The organism is Mesorhizobium sp. B4-1-4 (assembly GCF_006439395.2).
GTDB lineage: Bacteria > Pseudomonadota > Alphaproteobacteria > Rhizobiales > Rhizobiaceae > Mesorhizobium.
Genome location: NZ_CP083950.1, coordinates 2,031,169 through 2,050,719 on the forward strand (window position 1 = coordinate 2,031,169; position 19,551 = coordinate 2,050,719).

The following is a 19,551-nucleotide window of genomic DNA, read 5'->3' on the forward strand; positions in this document are numbered from 1 at the left end:
GGCCGCTTCCGGCGACATGCGTTAGCCCTGACTCGCCCCTTACATCGGTCCAGGCATCATCTTGGTCGGTTTTTCCAGCATCGGAAACTCGGCCTTGTTGCATTTCACGTTCGGGTTCGTCGGGCTGAACATGCCGTTCGGATTGTCCCTGAACAGCCAGGCGTGAAGATCGTAGTGGACGAACTCCCTCGGAATGAGCGGGTAGTGTCCCTCCATCGGACCCTGGAAGGTTTGGCCGAGCAGTTTCGGCGGCTCCTTGATGTCGGGCGTCAGCGGCACCAGCCATTCCACCCCCACAAGTTGCAAGCCCTTTTTCGTCGGTTCGTAGATCAGCACATTGGGGCGCATCGGATCGAGCTTTTGGCCGACACTTTGAGCGTTGACGAAATGGATGCCCATGGCGCCTTTCGGATAGTCCATCGCGCCCGGTATCTTTTCTCCGCTGTAATAGACGCAGCCAACTGTCGACAGATAGAGGTCGCGAACGGCGACGGTGTAGTCCTGATATTTGGCCAGCGATTTTTTCAAGGCGTCGATGTCGGCCTTGTTGGCGTCTTCGGCCACGGCCGAAGCGACGCCTAACGATGCGCCTACAATACTCGTCAAAGCGAGGACGCCGCAGCGCCCAAGGCAGGCTGTTCTTGTCATGCATTCCTCCCAGATTTTCTGATCTGGCCGTTCAAGACGGAGGCGGAAAATGCTGATTGCGCGGCCAGTTGTACCGCCTCATCCCCTCTGGACAGCCACGATGCTATTCCTTTCCACGGCCGCAGGAAAGCAGCTATTTAGAACTAGCTAATTCCCCAGCGCGCCAATCTGAAGAGCGCCGAAATCGGCTCAAACAAAAACGGCCCCACATGGGACCGTTTCGCATTCGCATGCCGTCCAGTTCAGGTGAGCGGAGAAAGCTGGATCTCGACGCGCCGGTTTTGGGCGCGGCCTTCGGCCGTTGCATTGGATGCGACAGGCCGCGTCTTGCCGAAGCCGGTGACGGCAAAGCGGCGCGAATCGACGCCCTGACCGGACAGATAGTTGGCGACGGCCAGCGCACGCCGCTGCGACAGATCGAAATTGTGCTGGTCGCCGCCGGTCGAATCGGTATGGCCGAAGACATCGACGGTCGTCTGGCGGAACTTCTTCAGTACCAGCGCGACGGAATTCAGCACCGGATAGAAGCCGGGCTTCACCGCGTCCTGATCGACATTGAAGGTGATGTCGGATGGCATGTTGAGGATGATCTGGTCGCCACTGCGGGTGACGCTGACTCCGGTGCCCTGAAGCTGGCGGCGCAGCTCGGCCTCGTTCTGATCCATGGTGGCGCCGATGGCGCCGCCGGCCAGTGCACCAATACCGGCGCCAATCAAGGCGTTGCGGCGATCATTGCCACCGGCAAGCAGGCCGAGGCTGGCGCCAGCCAAGGCGCCGAGGCCGGCACCAGCGGCCGTGTTGGAAATCTTCTGGTCGCCGGTATACGGATCGGTCGTGGTGCAGGCGCTCACGAGCAAAGCCGTCGCCACAACGACGAGCACGGTCTTCTTCATAGGATGGTCCCTCTCCAAGTCACGCCATTGCGATGGCGCCAAATCAGCCCTTCCCGCGACTTGTACCATGAAATACGGCGAAAAGCGGAATGGCAAAAGCGCCTGCCTCAGCTTTTCCCCGGAGCTGACTGACGCTTGGAAGGCTACCAGAGATTCTTGCCGTCAATGACCACCACTTCGACCTTGTCGAGATCGAAATCGTCGAATAGCCGAGAATTGACGCTGATCTTCGGATTGTCGAAATCCGGCTCGCCAGTCGACCAATCCGGCGTTTCCGTGAAGGTGCCGCAGCCACAGGTCGGGCAAAAACCATGTTTTACAGTCTTCGAGCCCCATTGATAGAAGGTCACGTTTTTCATCGGGGTAATAAGCTTGAACTGCGATGGGGTGTAGTAGGCCCAGAGCGAGCCGCGTTTCGAGCAGAACGAACAGGTGCATCGCGTCACCGTTTCTGGCGCCTGCGAAACCTCGAACGCGGTGGCCTTGCAGTGGCAGCTTCCCTTGATGGTCATGAACATCACCTCTCCATTGTCCGCCGCCCGCGCGGCAAGGCACCATAAAGAAGCGATCCTGACAACTGTCCGTCAGCAGGCTTTTGCCCGCGGACAGCAGTCAGCGGCTCTAAAGCGTGTCGCGTTCGAACGGATTGTGGCGACGCACTTTAGGTCTCTGTTTCATGCTTGTCGGGCTCCCGGAACCGGGACCCAGGCGACATGCATCAGTAAGACTGCGGCGGCACAAACAGGCAGATCGTCTTGCCTGCATCGAGACCGGCCACGTGAGCACACCAATGAAACTCACCGTCGGGCGAATCCTTGATCCGCCTGTCGCTGTAGGCCAGCACCTCCCCGGTATCCTTGATGACATAGCCTTCCGGGCGCTCGCTGATCGAGGTCTGCGATACCTCGCGGCAGTCGTAGTTCGCGCAGCAGGCGAACGGATAGCTCCAGCCTTGCGGTTTGGCCACGGTCGGCTTGGCGTCATGCGCCAGGGCTGGCGCCGTCAGGGCAGCTATCGCGCAGGCAGCACACAGAGGCAGGAGAGGCCGGCCAACCGATGGAACGGCAAAGGCCGATCTAAAACCGGCAGAGAACATGGCAACGCTCCTTTCAAACGAGATTCAAGCATTTCGCTTGCCCGTTCCCGGAACGTGTCTTCCCAGTGGCCGAACCGTCAGCAGATACGCCGCGACCGGCCATATATGCTTTGCCTCCTCCTACCTCTAATGGTGAGCCGAAATGCGAGCCGGCGCAAGCAATAGCTGCGTAGCCGGCCCATGCGCTGCCATCGCGGCAGCCACAGCGCGCTTTCACACAGCGCCAGCTCGTCGCGACAATGGTGAAAAAGGGCGAACCAAATGCGCGACTGTCATTCGCTGGCCTGCGTCGCAGGACATCGGCTGACCTAATCCAGGTCCGCCATCACTTCGCCCGCGCCGCCCTCGATGCGTTGCGACAGCGAGGCCTCCATGAATTCATCGAGGTCGCCGTCGAGCACGCTCGACGGGCTGGTGCTTTCGACACCGGTGCGCAGGTCCTTCACCAACTGGTAGGGCTGCAGCACATAGGAGCGGATCTGGTGACCCCAGCCGATGTCGCTCTTCGAGGCTTCGGTGGCATTGGCGATGGCCTCACGCTTCTTCAGCTCTTCCTCGTAGAGGCGCGAGCGCAGCATTTCCCAAGCCTTTGCCCGGTTCTTGTGCTGCGAACGCTCGGCCTGGCAGGCGACCGCGATGCCCGTGGCGATATGGGTGATGCGCACGGCCGAATCGGTGGTGTTGACGTGCTGGCCACCTGAGCCGGAGGAGCGATAGGTGTCGATGCGCACGTCCGATTCGGAAACGTCGATCTCGATCGTGTCGTCGACGACAGGATAGACCCAGATACTGGAAAAGGACGTATGCCGGCGCGCGTTGCTGTCATAAGGTGAAATACGCACCAGGCGGTGGACGCCCGATTCGGTCTTCAGCCAGCCATAGGCATTGTGGCCCTTGATCAGCAATGTCGCGGACTTGATGCCCGCTTCTTCGCCGTCATGCACTTCCAGCACCTCGACCTTGAACCGGCGGCGCTCGGCCCAGCGCGTGTACATGCGCAAAAGCATCGAGGCCCAGTCCTGGCTCTCGGTGCCGCCGGCGCCGGCATGAATTTCGAGATAGGTGTCGTTGGCGTCGGCTTCGCCCGACAGCAGCGTCTCGACCTGGCGGGCCTTCGCCTCGCCCTGCATCGAGCGGATCGCGGCTTCCGCCTCGGCAATGACGCCCTCGTCACCCTCTTCCTCGCCGAGCTCGATCAGGCCGATATTGTCTTCCAGGGCCTGGGTCAGGCCCTTGACCGCCGCTATGCCTTCCTCGAGGCCTTGGCGTTCGCGCATCAGCTTCTGCGCTTCCAGCGGTTCGTTCCAGAGGCTGGCGTCCTCGGCACGGACATTCAGGTATTCAAGCCGTTTAATGGCCTGATCCCAGTCAAAGATGCCTCCTCAGCAGGGTTATCGCCTGCCTGATCTCGTCGACAATATTCTGCGTTTCCGCGCGCATGGCCTGGTATTTTGTCCTGTTGCTGAAAGTGACGGTTAGAGCGGATCGGTGTTTGAAGGAAACGCCGAATCGCTGCAACTTTTCTGTTTGACGCAATTCCGGACGGAAAACCGCTAGGCACTTTCCTGGAATTGCTCTGGTCGGCGCGATACATAGGGACGGTGCTGCCGCGTGTAAAGCGAAATGGGCCAGCCCCGGGCTGGCCCATGGTCGGGATTTGAACCGTCAGTAGAGGCCGCCGCCACCGTCCTGAATGGCCTGGTTGGCCTGCGGCGATAGTGCGCCGCCGGAGGCGTTGGAGCCGTCGGCGCCCATGCCGATCACCCAATAGCTGTCGGCGGGGCCGGTACCTGGCTTGAAGGCCTCGATGATGGTGCCCGGGTCACCCGGTGTCGCCCGCATGCCGGTCTTGCGGTTGATGGCGATCAGGCTCATGCCATCGGGAACCTTGAAGTCGACATTGGGCGTGCCGTCCAGCGCCACACGCATGAAATCCTTGAAGATCGGAGCGGCGAGACCGCCGCCGGTGGCGCCATGGCCAAGGCCGCGCGGCGTGTCGTAGCCCATATAGAGGCCGACGACGAGGTTGGGCGTAAATCCGATGAACCAGGCGTCCTTCTCGTCATTGGTCGTTCCGGTCTTGCCGGCGATGTGGCGGCCGAGCTCGCCGATGGTGGCGCCGGTGCCGCGCTGCACGACGCCTTCCATCATCGAGGTGATCTGGTATGCGGTCATCGGATCGAGCACCTGCTCGGAATTGTCGACCAGTTCCGGCTCCGGCTGGTTCTTCCATTCAGGCGCGTTGCAGCCCTCGCAGCCACGCTCATCCTGCTTGAACACCGTCTTGCCGTAGCGATCCTGGATGCGGTCGATCAGCGACGGCTTGATCGACTTGCCGCCATTGGCCATGATCGAATAGGCCGAAACCATGCGCATGACAGTCGTCTCGCCGGAGCCAAGCGCCATCGGCAAATACGGCGCCAGATGATCATAGACGCCGAAGCGCTCCGCATATTCGACGACCAGCTTCATGCCCATGTCGTTGGCAAGCCGCACCGTCATCAGGTTGCGTGACTTCTCGATGCCGGAGCGCAGGGTTGCCGGCCCGGCGACGGTGCCGTCATAGTTCTTCGGCGTCCAGGTCGTGTTGCCGCTCTGGATGGTGATCGGTCCGTCCATGATCACCGAGGCCGGCGTATAGCCGTTGTCGAGCGCGGCCGAATAGACGATCGGCTTGAACGAAGAGCCTGGCTGGCGCATCGCCTGGGTGGCGCGGTTGAACTCGGACTGGGCGTAGGAGAAACCGCCGACCATGGCCAGCACGCGGCCGGTATGCGGATCCATGGCGATCAGGCCGCCTTCCACCTCGGGAACCTGGCGCAGGCTGTAGGCATTGTCGGAGCCCTCGTTCTTCTGCACGAAGATGACGTCGCCCGGTTTGAGCACTTCGGCCGGCGACTTGGCCTTGACGGTCTTGCCGCCGACCACATGGCGCATGGCGAAGCCCATGTCGTCCTTGCTGACGGTGCCTTCGACACGTTCCTTGACGATGTCGCCAGACGCCTGGCGCGCGGGCTGCAGGCCGATCGACAGGCCGGTCGCGGAACTGTCGAGCACGACGGCGAGCGACCATTCGGGAACATCCTCGAGGCCCTTGACGTTGCCCAGAGGCACGCCCCAGTCACCGGATACGTCGATTGATTTCACCGGCCCGCGATAACCGCGCAGCGTATCGTACTTCAACAGGCCGTTCTGCATCGCCTTGCGGGCAATGAGCTGTATCTTCGGATCAAGCGTCGTGCGAACGGACAGGCCGCCTTCGTAAAGCGCGTTCTCGCCATAGCGGGCGATGATCTGGCGGCGAACCTCCTCGGTGAAATACTCGCCGGCGAAAAGATAGGTGCCGGTGCGGCGTGGCGTCACGCCGAGCGGCTCGGCCTTGGCCTTGTTGCCTTCCTCACGCGTGACGTAGCCATTCTCGACCATCTGGTCGATGACCCAGTTACGGCGCTCGATCGCGCGATCGGCATGCTTGAAGGGATGGTAATTGTTCGGTCCCTTCGGCAGGGAGGCCAGATAAGCGGCCTCGGCCACGGTCAGCTCGTTCACCGACTTGTCGAAATAAGTAAGCGCCGCGCCGGCCACACCATAGGCGCCGAAGCCGAAGAAGATTTCGTTGAGGTAGAGCTCGAGAATGCGATCCTTGGGATAGGCCTGCTCGATGCGGAAGGCCAGGATCATCTCCTTGATCTTGCGCTCGTAGGTCTGGTCCGCGGTCAATAGGAAGTTCTTTGCCACCTGCTGGGTAATCGTGGAGGCGCCGACCTGACGCCTGCCCGAGCCAAGATTCTGGAAGTTGACGATGATGGCGCGGCCAAGGCCGGTCACGTCGATGCCGGGGTGATTGTAGAAGTTCTTGTCCTCGGCCGACAGGAACGCCGCCTTGACGCGATCCGGGATCGCCTGGATTGGCAGGTACAGGCGCCGCTCGCGCGCATATTCGGCCATCAGCGAGCCGTCCGAGGCATGGATGCGGGTGGTCACCGGCGGCTCATACTTGGCCAGCACCTCGTAGTCGGGCAGATCCTTGGACAGATGGCTGATGTAAATCGCAACGCCCGCCGCGACCAGAAGGGCCAGCGTCGTGCCGATGCCGAAGAAATAGCCAATGAGACGAATCATACCCGCTCCAGTCCTTGGTTCGGGAATTTCCTAAACGAAGCCGCCTTCCACGCAAGCTTTCGAGCCGGTCCCAAACCGTAATCGAAAACCCATGTCGCCACCATGTGGACAAAATACGGCAAGCCCTGATTTCGTGACCGCGCGCCGGAAATAAAGGCAGCTTGTGTTGTCGTCGCGCAACGCCGCCTCCGGTTGCGCGTGCCCGTGAGGCATGTCAGCCCCCGGTTCCGGTTCCGGTTCCGGTTCCGGCCCGGGCGGAAGCGAACAGCGCAACAGCGTTGGTGATGCTTTGCGCGGCCTTGCCGCGCCACTCGGCGTTGAGGAGCTGCGCCTCGTCCTTGGCGTTCGAGAGATAGCCGAGCTCGACCAGCACGGATGGCACGTCTGGCGCCTTCAGCACCTTGAATCCCGCGGAACGTTGCGGATTGTTGATGAGGCCCACGCTGGTCGACAGCTGGCCGACCAATGTGTGGGCAAAACTCATCGAGAAGGTGTGCGTCTCGCGGCGGATCAGATCGATCAGGATGTCTGTCACTTCCTTGTTGTCGTCCTTGATAACCATGCCGGCGAACTGGTCGGAGAGATTTTCGCGGTCGGCAAGCGCCTGTGCCTCGGGGTCCGACGCCTTGTCGGAGACGGTGTAGACGGTGGCGCCACGGATGCCCTTGACGCTGATCGTATCGGCATGGATCGAGATCAGCAGGTCTGCCTCATGCTGGCGGGCGATGCGCACCCGGTCGTCCAGGCGCAGATATTCATCGGTGTCACGCGTCATGAAGACATCATATTTGCCGATAGCCGCGAGCTTGTCGCGCAACTCCGTGGCGAAAGCCAGTGTGACGTTCTTCTCGATGGTGCCATTCAGGCCCTCGGCGCCGCCGTCGATACCGCCATGGCCGGGATCGAGGACGACGGTGAAGCGGTGGCCCGGATTGGAGACCGGGCCGGTGCCTACCCGCCCACCCTTGTCGGTCGAAACCGTGGAGCCGGTGGTCAACGCCTGGTTGGCAAGCGCGATGTCGAACTCCCGTTCGGAGGCCGCCGACATGTCGATGGCGATGCGGTAGCCGGTTCCGTCATCGTTCTTGAGCACATCCAGCTTGTCGACGGCGAACGGCCCCTTGCCGGTGAGGATCAGCCGCGAAACGCCGTCGCCGATCTCACCCAGCCGCACGCCCTTGACCAGGCCGCGCGGCTTCAGATCCTTGGCGTCGATGGCCAGCCTGGTGTTCGCCAGGTCGATGACCAGACGATTGGGCCCACGCAGCAGGAACCATTTGATGTCCGGCTCGCGATCGAAATCCATGACGATGCGCACTTTGGTGGCATCGCCCGCCATCTTGTAACCCTTCGCCACGAGCGGTGCATCGGCGGCATCGGCAACAGAGGAGCACGCAAGGAAAATCGCCATCAGCAGCAGGAGACGGAAGGCGCCGAGAATCTGGCCGCCAACACGACATCCCTTGTCTGTGAAGTCTGCCAATCCCATCTCTCTTCCAGTCGCTCACGGTTTGGCGCCAGGGCGCCTGCTCGTTTCATCGAAGTGCCGGTTAGGCCGCGAACCCGATTAACGATTGGTATCCAGAGAAGGTTAACCAAGCCTTTTCATGCAAGGTCGGAACCCAGGCTTACGCTGCGGAACTGCTTTTTGCCGGCATCGGAAATCGGGGTTGCCTTCCAACCCGCCAAATCATAAAAGCGATAGTGGATCACTGCAATCCTGGAACCGCCCTCCTCCGCAGCTTCCTGCTACAGGGTCAGATGAAAGGCGGCTCCTTTCGCTTCACGCGAGAAGGCTACAGGTGATCGCGACGAATTTCGCAGGTGTGCGCCCGTGGCGGGGGAATCGCCTGCGTGAGGAAAACGGCCGGGTTTGTTCCCGTGCCGGCTCTGTATGAGCAAACAAGCTGGTCCGGTTTCCGGGCTTTGGTTCAAAGGTTCTGCTGGTGACGATGGCTTCAAGCGCAATCATGGAAAGGTCCGCATCAAACCGCGCCAATATGGCTGCGGGCGGCACCGCCATGACACGCAGGCAGCGTCCGGCGGACGTTCAATTATCCGGCACCCACATTCATCCAGACACACAGCAGCGGGCTTTGCCCCGCCAGCTGCGGCTGACGGCTGCCGGGGGGAAACGAAATAATGCCCAACAAAATGCTGATAGACGCCTCCCACCCGGAGGAAACACGCGTTGTCGTCGTACGCGGTAACCGTATCGAAGAATTCGACTTTGAATCCCAGGACAAGAAGCAGCTCAAAGGAAATATCTATCTCGCCCGCGTAACGCGCGTCGAACCCTCCCTTCAGGCAGCTTTTGTCGAATATGGCGGCAACCGTCACGGTTTTCTCGCCTTCAGTGAAATACATCCCGACTACTACCAGATTCCGGTCGCCGATCGTCAGGCACTGCTGCGCGCGGAAGCGCAGGAGGCCGAAGACGAGGAGGACGAGGATGGCGATGGCGACGATCGCCAGAACCGTGACCGCGGACGGCGCGGACGCCGGCGCGGCGGCAAGAGCCGCGACCGTGCCGAGCACAAGCGCGATGCCGGTTCAGCCGATTCCGACGAGGCAAACGACGCCGCCGGCGAGACAGGTGAGGACAACGGCCGTGGCGCTGACGTCATCGCCGAGGACACCTCCCACGTTTCGGAAACCATCGAACATGCGGCGGATACCTCCGAACATGTCGATGCATCCGAACACGCCGATGAATCCCATCATGATGAAGGTCCTTCCGAACAGGGCGACTCTTCTTCCGAGGAGGGCGAAAACGAGACCCGCGACGGCGGTTCTACTTCGATCGCCGCCTCCGTCGAAGCCGATGTGATTTCCGAGCCCGCCCCGCAGGCGGAACAGGGCAGCGAAGCCACCTCCACCGACAATGATCGTGGCATGCTGGAGGAGGTCCAGTCCTCGCATCCCGACGATCATGAGGTCGAATCGGTCGGTGCGGAGGATGCGCTGGAAGAAGTGCGCAACCGCCGCAAGCCGGTGCGTCGCCAGTACAAGATCCAGGAAGTCATCAAGCGTCGGCAGATCCTGCTGGTGCAGGTCGTCAAGGAAGAGCGCGGCAACAAGGGCGCCGCGCTCACCACCTATCTGTCGCTTGCCGGCCGCTATTCGGTGCTGATGCCGAACACGGCGCGCGGCGGCGGCATTTCCCGCAAGATCACCAGCGCGGTCGACCGCAAGCGTCTCAAGGAAGTCGTTGCCGATCTCGAAGTGCCGCAAGGCATGGGCGTCATCCTGCGCACCGCCGGCGAGAGCCGCACGAAGGCCGAGATCAAGCGCGACTATGAATATCTGATGCGGCTCTGGGAGAACGTGCGCAGTCTCACGCTGCAATCCACAGCCCCTGCCCTCGTCTATGAGGAAGGCAGCCTGATCAAGCGCTCCGTGCGCGACCTCTACAACAAGGATATCGACGAGATCCTTGTCTCGGGTGAGGAAGGCTATCGCGAGGCCAAGGACTTCATGCGCATGCTGATGCCGAGCCACGCCAAGGTGGTTCAGCCGTTCCGCGACACGACACCGATCTTCGTGCGCAACGGTATCGAGGCGCAGCTCGACCGCATGCTGCAGCCGCAGGTGACGCTGAAGAGCGGCGGCTACATCATCATCAACCAGACCGAGGCGCTGGTCGCCATCGACGTCAATTCGGGCCGCTCCACCAAGGAGCACTCGATCGAGGACACCGCGCTCCACACCAATCTGGAAGCGGCCGAAGAGGTGGCCCGCCAGCTCAGGCTGCGCGACCTTGCCGGCCTGATCGTCATCGACTTCATCGACATGGAGGAGAACCGCAACAACCGCTCCGTCGAGAAGCGGCTGAAGGACCACCTCAAGAACGATCGTGCCCGCATCCAGGTCGGGCGTATCTCGCATTTCGGCCTGATGGAGATGTCGCGCCAGCGCATCCGCGCCAGCGTGCTGGAATCGACCATGAAGCCGTGCCCGCATTGTGGCGGCACAGGCCATGTGCGCTCCGATTCGTCGGTGGCGCTGATGGTGGTCAGGGCGATCGAGGAATTCCTGCTCAAGGATTCGCGCAGCCACATCACGGTTCGCACGCCGGCGGCGACAGCACTCTATGTGCTCAACCACAAACGGGGCACGCTGGTGGAACTGGAAAGCCGCTTCGGCCTGACCATCACCATCGAGGCCGACGATGCGGTAGGCGCGCAGCACTACGCGATCTTCCGCGGCGCTCTGGCCGAAAAGCCCGAAGGCTTCGTCGAGGTGCGCAGCCTGCCGGCCTATGTCGAGCCGGAAGAGCCCGAGGACGAGATTGTCGTCGTTGAGGAAGAGGATGAGGTATCGGCGCAGGCAGAGCAGCCTCGCCAACAGCCGCAGCAGCATCAACAGCCGCGGCCTGCCGGTGGCGAGGATGGCGAAGGCCGCGACCGCAAGCGACGCAAGCGCCGCAGACGTCGTGGCGGCAGGGATCGCGACCGTGAGCATGGCGCGCCGGCCGACGGCTCGTCCATCTCTGCTCCGGCCGGAGATTTCTCCGATCAGGCAGACGCGGAGGTCAATGACGAGACCGAAACCAACAATGCCGCCCCGGTCGCTGCCAGTGCGTCGGATGAGGCAACGCAGGCGTCGGATGACAGCCAGGGCAAGAAGCGCCGGCGCGGCAAGCGCGGCGGCAAGCGCAACCGTCGCGAAGACGGCGAAGGCGAGGCCGAGGCAAGTGCCGGCGAAACGACCGAGGCGTCCGAGGCTGATGCTTCGGAAAGCGAGCCCGCGTCGATCGAACCGGTTGCCGTTGCCGCGGTGGAAGAGCCGGTAGTGGCTCCGGTCAGCGACGAGGTGCCAAGCACAGAGAAGCCCAAGCGGGCGCGCCGTGCGGCCAAACCGAAGAAGGCAACCGCCGAGGCCGTCGCCGAGACAAGCGTTGTCGAAGCGGCCGCGGAAACGCCGGTTGAGACTCCGGCGACCGCCGCTGAGGAAACAGTGGTCGCGGCCGTCGATGAGGAGCCTTCAAAGGCTCGGCCATCGCGACGCAAGCCGGCCGCCATCGATGCACCGGTCGCGCCGGTGGTTTCGTCGACCGTCGACGATGAGCGGGAAGTCAAGACCGAGGAAAAGCCGAAGCGTGCCGGCTGGTGGCAGCGGAAAGGCTTTTTCTAAGCCTTTCAACGGATTGAAATGATTTTTTGATAAGAAAATCCCGCGCCAATCGACATACGGCGCGGGATTTTCATATCTGGCGGCCCAACACGGCGCGACGTTTTCAAGGCGCGAAGATCGACCACTTCATCATCCTGGCCAGCTTTTCCAGCGCGATCGAACCCAGCTTGGAATTGCCGTTGGCATTGAGACCCGGCGACCAGACAGCAAGCGAGGCGATGCCCGGCACGATGCCCAATATGCCGCCGCCGACACCGCTCTTGCCGGGAATACCGACGCGAAAGGCGAAGTCGCCCGAGCCGTCATAGTGGCCGCAGGTCAGCATCATGGCGCCGATGCGCCGCGCCCGCTCGGCCGACACCACGGAATGGCCGGTCGCCGGGTTCTTGCCGCCATTGGCGAGGAAGCGGCCGGCCATGGCCAGTTGCCGGCAGCTCATGGCTATGGCGCAGTGGTGGAAATAGACGCCAAGCGCCAGCTCCGGCGCATGATGAAGGTTGCCGAAGGATTTCATGTAGTTGGCGAGTGCGAAATTGCGATAGCCGGTGGCGCGCTCGGACGCGGCGACATCGCGGTCGATGATGATCGTCTCGTCGTCGGCGAGGAACTGGATGAACCGCAGGATCTCGCCGATCGCCTCGCGCGGCTGGTGGCCGGCAAGCAGGATGTCGGAAACGACGATGGCACCGGCATTGATGAACGGGTTGCGTGGAATGCCGTTCTCGTGCTCGAGCTGGACGATCGAGTTGAAGGGATTGCCCGAGGGTTCGCGCCCTACCCGCTTCCACAATGCGTCGCCGACATTGCCGAGCGCGAGCGTCAGGGTGAATACCTTGGAGATGCTCTGGATCGAAAAGGCCTGTTCGGCATCGCCCGCCATCAGCACGCGGCCGTCATTGGTGACGGCGGCGATGCCGAATTTCCCAGGATCGACGTTGCCCAGCTGCGGGATATAGGAAGCGACCTCGCCGCGATCGGTGCGTTCGGCCATTTCGGCGGCGACCTCGGCCAGCGCCTGCTTCAGTTCCGGCATGGCGCTACCTCAACCAGCGGTCGATGCGCGCCAGCGCCTCGACCATGTCGTCGTGGCTGCCGGCATAGGAAAACCGCATTGTGCGGTGCCCTGCCTGTGTGTCGAAGTCACGGCCCGGCGTCGCCGCTACATGCGCCTCGGCCAGCATCCTGCGCGCGAAGGCCATGCTGTCATTGGTGTGCCGGGTGACATCGCAAAAAGCGTAGAAGGCGCCGTCCATGGGCGCGGCCAGCGGGAAACCGAGTTCGGGCAGACGTTTCATCAGGAGCTCGCGATTCCAGGCGTACCGCCCCTTCACCGCTTCCAGTTCCTCGGTTGCGGCAAAAGCCTCGATCGCGGCGATCTGCGACAGTTCCGGCGGCGAGATGTAGAGGCTCTGGGCGATGCGCTCGACGGGCCGCACCAACTCTTCCGGCAAGACCATCCAACCGATGCGCCAGCCGGTCATGCAGTAGTATTTCGAGAAGGAATTGATCACCGTCACGCTGTTGCCGTAGCGAAGCGCCGTCGTATCGGGCGCGGCGTAGGCCAGGCGATGGTAGATTTCGTCGGAGATGACGGCGATCCCCAGGGCCTCCGCCATGCTGATCAGCGCCGACAGTTCGTCGGCCGGTATGACCGCGCCGGTCGGATTGGCAGGACTTGCAAACAGCACGCCCTTCAGTGGCTTTTCGCGGTGCGCGGCCTTCAGATGATCGGCATGCAAGTAAGCCTCATCGCCGAGTTCGATCTCGACCACGTCGATGCCGAGCGCCGCCATGATGTTACGATAGGCGGGGTAGCCGGGCGCGGCGATGGCGACGCGGTCACCCGGATCGAACATCGCCAGGAAGGCGAGATTGAAGGCCGCCGACGATCCCGTCGTCACCGCGATCCGGCCAGGATCGACATCGAGCCCATAATGATCGGCGTAGTGCTCCGCCATCGCTTTGCGCAGACCGGCCAGACCCAGCGTGTCGGTGTAGCCTATGCGGCCACCCTCCAGGGCCTTGGCCGCCGCGGCGCGAACGCGTGCGGGTGCCGGGTCGGACGGCTGGCCGACCGCCATGGAAATCACCGGCACGCCTTGGGCCTTCAGCCGGTTCGCTTCGGCCAGCACATCCATGGCGTGGAATGGCTCGACATTGCCGCGGCGTGAGAGTGAAACGACCATTTTATCCCTGCCCCGATGATTGAGGATGCCGTGCCCCTGACGCACACGCCGCACAAATGCCCGATTGATGTGAGGATCACAAGTTGAGGAAGTTTTCCGGTGCCGACTTTTCATCTTTCGCCCGCTCGTCTACCAGTGGACACATTATGTTGAGCCGACCCAGACCGACGATAGCCCAGGCAGCGCGTGTCTTCGCCACGCTTTCGCTCGGCTTCGCCGTTGCCGTGGCGAGTTCGGTCACCGCCTTTGCCCAAGGCGTGCCTGTGATACGTGATGCCGAGATCGAGGCTCTGGTGCGCGATTACGCACGGCCGATCTTCAGGGCTGCCGGATTGGCGAATGATGGCATAGACATCGTGCTGGTCAACGATTCCAGCTTCAACGCCTTCGTCACCGGACGCCGGATGTTCATCAACACGGGCGCGCTGATGATGGCTGAGACGCCCAACGAAATCATTGGCGTCATCGCGCACGAAGCCGGCCATTTGGCCGGCGGTCACCAGCAGAAATTGCGTGACCAGCTCGAGCGCGCCAAGACGATGGCCGTCATCGCGACATTGCTTGGTGCCGGCGCGATCGTCGCCGGTGCGACCACCAACAGCCGCGGCCTTGCCGGCGCCGGCATGGGCGTCGCCGCCGGCGGCGGCGAGATGGCCCAGCGCAGCATCCTTGCCTACCAGCGCACCGAGGAGATCACGGCCGACCGCTCCGCGATCACCTATCTCAATGCCACCGGTCAGTCCGGCATGGGCATGCTGAAGACCTTTGCCCGCTTCCAGACGGCCTTGTCGTTGTCGGGCGCCCAGATCGATCCCTACCGGATCAGCCATCCGATGCCGCAAGAGCGAATCGCCAACCTCCAAGTGCTGGTCAAACAGAGCCCCAATGTCGACAAGCTCGATCCGCCGGCGCTGCAGCAGCGCCATGACATGATGCGGGTTAAGATCGCCGTCTACATGGGTGGCCAGGCCGCCGCGGCGCGGCTGATGCAAAAGATGCGGGGCAGCCTGGCCGCGCAATATGGCGATGCCCAGTCGACCTACCTTTACGGCAATCTTCCCGCAGCGCTCGTCAAGACCAACGCCCTGATCAAGGCGCAGCCCAAGAATGCCTACTTCCAAGAGTTGCGCGGCGACATACTGATGAAGGCGAACAAGCCTGGGGAAGCGGCGGACGCCTACGCCAAGGCGGTCAGCCTCGACCCGGCGCGGTCCGGCCTGCTGCCTGTCTCGCTTGGCCAGGCGCTGATGGCCGTCGGTACACCTGACTCGCTCAAGAAGGCGATCGTTCAGATCAACAATGGCCTGGGTCGCGATAAGGAAAATTCCGAGGGGTACCGTTATCTGGCGCAGGCTTACGGCGAACTGGGAGACATACCGGGTGCTGAGCTTGCCACGGCCGAAGGTCATTTCTATTCCGGCAACTACAAGGACGCGAAGATCTTCGCCATGCGGGCGCAGCAGCGGATGAAGCGCGGCGAGCCGCGCTGGATACGCGCCCAGGACATCATAAATTACAAATCGTCAGGCAAGATCTAGTAATCTCATGAACCTTCCGGCCACGCGCTACGACACAGCCGGACCGGGAAAACAGGTAAAAGGAACGAAAACGATGAAAAAGGCACTGCTGCTGGGCACCACGGGGATCGCTGTAGCCCTTGCCATGCTGGCTTTCGGTTTCGTGGCCGGCAGCCCACAGGTCGCGAAGGCCGGCACGGTACAGCCTGTCCAGGCGGCTGTGGCCGATACCAAGATCGACCGCACCGAGATCGAAGGAATCATCCGCGACTATCTCTTGAAGAACCCGGAAGTACTGCTCGAGGTGCAGGACGCGCTGGAGGCCAAACAGAAGGAAGAGCAGCGCATCGCTCATCTTGGCGTCATCAAGGACGCCAAGGACCAGATCTTCAACTCCGCCTTCGACGGCGTCGTCGGCAATCCGAACGGCAAGGTGACGATCGTCGAGTTCTACGACTACAATTGCGGCTTCTGCAAACGCGCCATCGAGGACATGCGGGCGCTGACCAAAACCGATCCGGATCTGCGCTTCGTGCTCAAGGAATTCCCGATCCTCGGCCCGGATTCGCAGAAGGCGAGCTTCGTTTCGATGGCGTTTCACCTGATGATGCCGGAAAAGTACGGCGAGTTCCACAACGCGCTGCTTGGCGGCCAGGGACGCGCCACCGAGGCGACCGCGATCAAGATCGCGCTTTCGCTCGGTGCCGACGAGGCGACATTGCGCGAGAAGATGAAGGACCCGTCGATCCCCGAGGCCTTCTCCAAGACCTATGATCTCGCCAACAAGCTGTCGATCACCGGAACGCCGTCCTATGTCGTCGGCAACGAGGTCGTGTTCGGAGCTCTCGGGCAGCAAGTGCTTGCGGAAAAGATCGAGGCGGCGAAAGCCGCGCTTTGATCCGCCGCGGGTTTTGCTCACGGTCGCATTTCGGCCTGTTGTGGACAGTGAAAGAACGCACTTGCGCTCTTTTCGCGGACGGCTATGCCCATTATAGAGAGCCAGCGCGGCGGTTTGATACCGGCGCCGGAAAAGGTCGGCTTTTTTGAAAACGGTTTTCGTCCTGAACGGTCCCAATCTCAACGCGCTCGGCAAGCGCGAGCCGGGCATCTATGGCGGCAAGACGCTTGCCGCGATCGCCGACGACTGCAAGCAGGCGGGCACATCACTCGGGCTCGAGATCGATTTTCGCCAGTCGAACCACGAGGGCGATCTTGTCGACTGGATCCAGGAAGCCGGCGATAAGGCTGCCGGTATCGTCATCAACCCGGGCGCCTACAGCCATACATCGATCGCGATCCACGACGCCATTCGATCGGTGGCGCCATTGCCGGTCGCCGAAGTTCATCTTTCTAACATCCACGCGCGGGAATCATTCCGCCATGTCTCCATGGTCGCGCCGGTCGCCGTCGGCATGATCTGTGGTTTTGGGCCGCTCGGCTACACGCTGGCGCTGCAGGCGCTGGCCGCACGCCTATGACCGGTCAACAAACAGAAGGCTCGAAAATGTCCATAAAGAAGACCGGTGTTGACCAGCAGCTTATCCGCGATCTTGCGGGTATACTGAACGACACCAACCTGACCGAGATCGAGGTTGAACTGGGCGACCTGAAGGTGCGCGTGTCACGGCAGGCACCTGCCGTCCATGCGATTGCGGCGCCCCAGCCCACTTATGCGCCGGCGGCTGCGGGCCAGCCTGCCAACGCGGCCGCCCCGGCGGCAGCGGTCGACGTATCGAAAAACGCGGTGGCCTCGCCGATGGTCGGCACCGCCTACCTGGCGCCGTCGCCGGACGCCAAGGCGTTCATCGAGATCGGCCAGAAGGTCAAGGAAGGGCAGACGCTGCTCATCATCGAAGCGATGAAGACGATGAACCAGATCCCCTCGCCGCGCGCCGGCACGGTGACGGCGATCCTGTTCGAGGACGCGCAGCCGGTCGAATACGGCATGCCGCTCGTCGTGATCGAGTAGAGCGGGTCGGATGTTCCAGAAGATCCTCATCGCCAATCGCGGCGAAATCGCGCTTCGGGTTCTGCGCGCTTGCAAGGAACTCGGCATCCAGACGGTGGTGGTGCATTCGACCGCCGATGCCGACGCCATGCATGTGCGGCTTGCCGACGAGAGCGTGTGCATTGGCCCGCCGCCATCGCGCGATAGCTATCTCAACATCCACCAGATCGTCGCGGCCTGCGAGATCACCGGCGCCGACGCCGTGCATCCGGGCTACGGCTTCCTGTCCGAAAACGCCAAGTTCGCCGATATCCTGGCCGCGCACAACATCACCTTCATCGGCCCGTCTGGCGACCATATCCGGATCATGGGCGACAAGATCGAGGCCAAGCGTACCGCCAAGCGTCTCGGCATTCCGGTCGTGCCAGGTTCCGATGGCGCGGTGAGCGAGGAGAAGGAAGCCAAGCGGATCGCCGCCGAGATCGGCTACCCCGTGATCATCAAGGCATCGGCCGGTGGCGGCGGGCGCGGCATGAAGGTGGCCCACAGCGAGGCCGACCTCGAAGTCGCCTTGCAGACTGCGCGCTCGGAAGCGGGCGCCGCCTTCGGCGACGACGCCGTCTATATCGAGAAATACCTGCAGAAGCCGCGCCACATAGAAGTGCAGGTGTTCGGCGACGGCTTTGGCCGCGGCGTGCACTTCGGCGAGCGCGATTGTTCGCTGCAAAGGCGTCACCAGAAAGTCTGGGAAGAAGCCAATTCGCCAGCACTCAATGCCGAGGAGCGGTCCCGAATCGGCGGCATCTGCGCCAAGGCCATCGCCGATCTCGGCTATTCCGGTGCCGGCACGATCGAGTTCCTCTACGAGAACGGCGAGTTCTATTTCATCGAGATGAATACACGCCTGCAGGTCGAGCATCCGGTGACGGAAGCGATCACCGGCATCGATCTCGTGCACGAGCAGATCCGCGTTGCTTCCGGCGGCGGACTTTCGGTCAAGCAGGAAGACATCAAGTTCAATGGCCACGCCATCGAATGCCGCATCAATGCCGAGGATCCGCGCACGTTCACGCCCTCGCCCGGCACCATCACCCATTTCCACACGCCTGGGGGTCTCGGCATCCGCGTCGATTCCGGTGTCTATTCCGGCTACAAGATCCCGCCTTACTACGACAGCCTGATCGGCAAGCTGATCGTGCACGGGCGCAATCGCGTCGAATGCATGATGCGGCTGCGCCGGGCGCTTGACGAATTCGTCGTCGACGGTATCAAGACGACATTGCCGCTGTTTCGCGACCTGGTCGGCAATGCCGACATCGCCAATGGCGACTATGACATCCATTGGCTGGAAAAATATCTGGCCAAGGAAGAATAGTTCGGGGACGCGATGACCCGTCCTTACGCGCCTGGCTATCGCATACCTACCGACCTTCTGCTCAAGGCTTACGCCTCGGGCGTCTTCCCGATGGCCGAAAGTGCCGGTGATCCGGAGGTGTTCTGGGTGCGGCCGGAGACGCGCGGCATCATACCGCTCGACGATTTCCACATACCCAAAAGCCTGAAGAAGGCGATTCGCAGGAACCCGTTCGACATTCGCTTCGACTTCGATTTCGAGGCGACGATCGACGGCTGTGCCGAAAAGCGTGAGGAGCGCCGCTCGACCTGGATCAATGCGCCGATCCGCGAGGCCTATGTGCAACTGCACCGCATGGGTCATTGCCATTCGGTCGAGGCCTGGCGCGAAGAGCGGCTGGTCGGCGGCCTCTATGGCGTCTCGCTCGGACGGGTGTTCTTCGGCGAAAGCATGTTTTCCAAGGAGACGGATGCGTCGAAAATTTGCCTCGTGCACCTTGTCGAACGCCTGAAGTCACGCGGTTTCGCGCTGCTTGATACGCAATTCACCACCGAGCATCTCAAGCGCTTCGGCGCGGTCGACGTGCCGCGCGGCAAGTATGAGAAGATGCTGGCGGAGGCTCTGAAGGGCGAAGCGGCCTTTTTCCCGTAA

16 protein-coding genes are annotated in these 19,551 nt (G+C 62.1%); 7 read left to right on the plus strand and 9 right to left on the minus strand.

Annotated elements, in window-relative coordinates; genetic code table 11:
* Positions 1-39 precede the first annotated feature (39 nt).
* The 7 genes from FJW03_RS09860 to FJW03_RS09890 all read right to left on the minus strand — a co-directional run bounded on the left by FJW03_RS09860 (position 40) and on the right by FJW03_RS09890 (position 8,248).
* Positions 40-648 (minus strand): hypothetical protein, encoded by a 609-nt coding sequence (locus FJW03_RS09860; protein ID WP_140766891.1) that lies wholly within the window; start codon positions 646-648, stop codon positions 40-42.
* 242 nt (positions 649-890) lie between these two features.
* Positions 891-1,541: an OmpA family protein gene (locus tag FJW03_RS09865; protein WP_140609742.1), complete on the minus strand. Its 651-nt coding sequence runs from the start codon at positions 1,539-1,541 to the stop codon at positions 891-893.
* A gap of 143 nt (positions 1,542-1,684) precedes the next feature.
* Positions 1,685-2,053 carry a GFA family protein gene (locus FJW03_RS09870; RefSeq protein WP_140609817.1) on the minus strand — a complete coding sequence of 123 codons (369 nt, stop codon included), beginning with the start codon at positions 2,051-2,053 and terminating at the stop codon, positions 1,685-1,687.
* A gap of 206 nt (positions 2,054-2,259) precedes the next feature.
* On the minus strand, positions 2,260-2,637 hold the full coding sequence (locus tag FJW03_RS09875; RefSeq protein WP_140766890.1) for a hypothetical protein: 378 nt from the start codon (positions 2,635-2,637) through the stop codon (positions 2,260-2,262).
* A gap of 308 nt (positions 2,638-2,945) precedes the next feature.
* Positions 2,946-4,077 (minus strand): peptide chain release factor 2 gene (gene prfB / locus FJW03_RS09880; RefSeq protein WP_140609740.1). Its coding sequence is split into 2 segments (ribosomal slippage): positions 2,946-4,010 and positions 4,012-4,077, totalling 1,131 coding nucleotides; the frame shifts between segments, so codons are not numbered across the junction.
* A 225-nt stretch (positions 4,078-4,302) separates the two neighbouring features.
* On the minus strand, positions 4,303-6,759 hold the full coding sequence (locus FJW03_RS09885) for a penicillin-binding protein 1A (RefSeq protein WP_140609739.1): 2,457 nt from the start codon (positions 6,757-6,759) through the stop codon (positions 4,303-4,305).
* Between the two features lie 214 nt (positions 6,760-6,973).
* Positions 6,974-8,248, minus strand: a complete 1,275-nt coding sequence (locus FJW03_RS09890) for an N-acetylmuramoyl-L-alanine amidase (protein WP_140766889.1) — start codon at positions 8,246-8,248, stop codon at positions 6,974-6,976.
* 653 nt (positions 8,249-8,901) lie between these two features.
* Between FJW03_RS09890 and FJW03_RS09895 the strand changes: the two genes are divergently transcribed.
* Complete coding sequence (locus FJW03_RS09895) at positions 8,902-11,895, plus strand: ribonuclease E/G (RefSeq protein ID WP_140766888.1); 2,994 nt, start codon at positions 8,902-8,904, stop codon at positions 11,893-11,895.
* A 103-nt stretch (positions 11,896-11,998) separates the two neighbouring features.
* Here the strand turns inward: FJW03_RS09895 and FJW03_RS09900 are convergent, their stop codons facing one another.
* Positions 11,999-12,928 (minus strand): glutaminase, encoded by a 930-nt coding sequence (locus tag FJW03_RS09900; protein ID WP_140766887.1) that lies wholly within the window; start codon positions 12,926-12,928, stop codon positions 11,999-12,001.
* A gap of 4 nt (positions 12,929-12,932) precedes the next feature.
* Positions 12,933-14,081 carry a pyridoxal phosphate-dependent aminotransferase gene (locus FJW03_RS09905; protein ID WP_140766886.1) on the minus strand — a complete coding sequence of 383 codons (1,149 nt, stop codon included), beginning with the start codon at positions 14,079-14,081 and terminating at the stop codon, positions 12,933-12,935.
* Between the two features lie 146 nt (positions 14,082-14,227).
* Here FJW03_RS09905 and FJW03_RS09910 point away from each other — a divergent pair, with 146 nt between their 5' ends.
* The 6 genes from FJW03_RS09910 to aat all read left to right on the plus strand — a co-directional run bounded on the left by FJW03_RS09910 (position 14,228) and on the right by aat (position 19,551).
* Entirely contained in the window at positions 14,228-15,619 is a 1,392-nt protein-coding gene (locus FJW03_RS09910; RefSeq protein WP_140766885.1) for a tetratricopeptide repeat protein, read from the plus strand.
* Positions 15,620-15,692: 73 nt separating this feature from the next.
* A complete protein-coding gene (locus tag FJW03_RS09915; protein WP_140766884.1) occupies positions 15,693-16,496 on the plus strand; it encodes a DsbA family protein in 804 nt (267 codons plus the stop codon).
* A gap of 145 nt (positions 16,497-16,641) precedes the next feature.
* A complete protein-coding gene (aroQ, locus tag FJW03_RS09920) occupies positions 16,642-17,076 on the plus strand; it encodes a type II 3-dehydroquinate dehydratase (RefSeq protein ID WP_056566522.1) in 435 nt (144 codons plus the stop codon).
* 26 nt (positions 17,077-17,102) lie between these two features.
* Positions 17,103-17,567 carry an acetyl-CoA carboxylase biotin carboxyl carrier protein gene (accB, locus tag FJW03_RS09925; RefSeq protein ID WP_140766883.1) on the plus strand — a complete coding sequence of 155 codons (465 nt, stop codon included), beginning with the start codon at positions 17,103-17,105 and terminating at the stop codon, positions 17,565-17,567.
* Between the two features lie 10 nt (positions 17,568-17,577).
* Positions 17,578-18,921 (plus strand): acetyl-CoA carboxylase biotin carboxylase subunit, encoded by a 1,344-nt coding sequence (accC, locus tag FJW03_RS09930; RefSeq protein ID WP_140607473.1) that lies wholly within the window; start codon positions 17,578-17,580, stop codon positions 18,919-18,921.
* Between the two features lie 12 nt (positions 18,922-18,933).
* Positions 18,934-19,551 (plus strand): leucyl/phenylalanyl-tRNA--protein transferase, encoded by a 618-nt coding sequence (aat, locus tag FJW03_RS09935; RefSeq protein WP_140699067.1) that lies wholly within the window; start codon positions 18,934-18,936, stop codon positions 19,549-19,551.

Coding starts and splice junctions, on each gene's coding strand:
- FJW03_RS09875 (WP_140766890.1), bottom strand. CDS start 2,637: ATGTTCTCTGCCGGTTTTAGATCGGCCTTTGCCGTTCCATCGGTTGGC.
- FJW03_RS09860 (WP_140766891.1), bottom strand. CDS start 648: ATGACAAGAACAGCCTGCCTTGGGCGCTGCGGCGTCCTCGCTTTGACG.
- accB (WP_140766883.1), top strand. CDS start 17,103: ATGTCCATAAAGAAGACCGGTGTTGACCAGCAGCTTATCCGCGATCTT.
- FJW03_RS09895 (WP_140766888.1), top strand. CDS start 8,902: ATGCCCAACAAAATGCTGATAGACGCCTCCCACCCGGAGGAAACACGC.
- FJW03_RS09865 (WP_140609742.1), bottom strand. CDS start 1,541: ATGAAGAAGACCGTGCTCGTCGTTGTGGCGACGGCTTTGCTCGTGAGC.
- FJW03_RS09905 (WP_140766886.1), bottom strand. CDS start 14,081: ATGGTCGTTTCACTCTCACGCCGCGGCAATGTCGAGCCATTCCACGCC.
- accC (WP_140607473.1), top strand. CDS start 17,578: ATGTTCCAGAAGATCCTCATCGCCAATCGCGGCGAAATCGCGCTTCGG.
- aat (WP_140699067.1), top strand. CDS start 18,934: ATGACCCGTCCTTACGCGCCTGGCTATCGCATACCTACCGACCTTCTG.
- FJW03_RS09900 (WP_140766887.1), bottom strand. CDS start 12,928: ATGCCGGAACTGAAGCAGGCGCTGGCCGAGGTCGCCGCCGAAATGGCC.
- FJW03_RS09870 (WP_140609817.1), bottom strand. CDS start 2,053: ATGACCATCAAGGGAAGCTGCCACTGCAAGGCCACCGCGTTCGAGGTT.
- FJW03_RS09890 (WP_140766889.1), bottom strand. CDS start 8,248: ATGGGATTGGCAGACTTCACAGACAAGGGATGTCGTGTTGGCGGCCAG.
- FJW03_RS09910 (WP_140766885.1), top strand. CDS start 14,228: ATGTTGAGCCGACCCAGACCGACGATAGCCCAGGCAGCGCGTGTCTTC.
- FJW03_RS09915 (WP_140766884.1), top strand. CDS start 15,693: ATGAAAAAGGCACTGCTGCTGGGCACCACGGGGATCGCTGTAGCCCTT.
- FJW03_RS09885 (WP_140609739.1), bottom strand. CDS start 6,759: ATGATTCGTCTCATTGGCTATTTCTTCGGCATCGGCACGACGCTGGCC.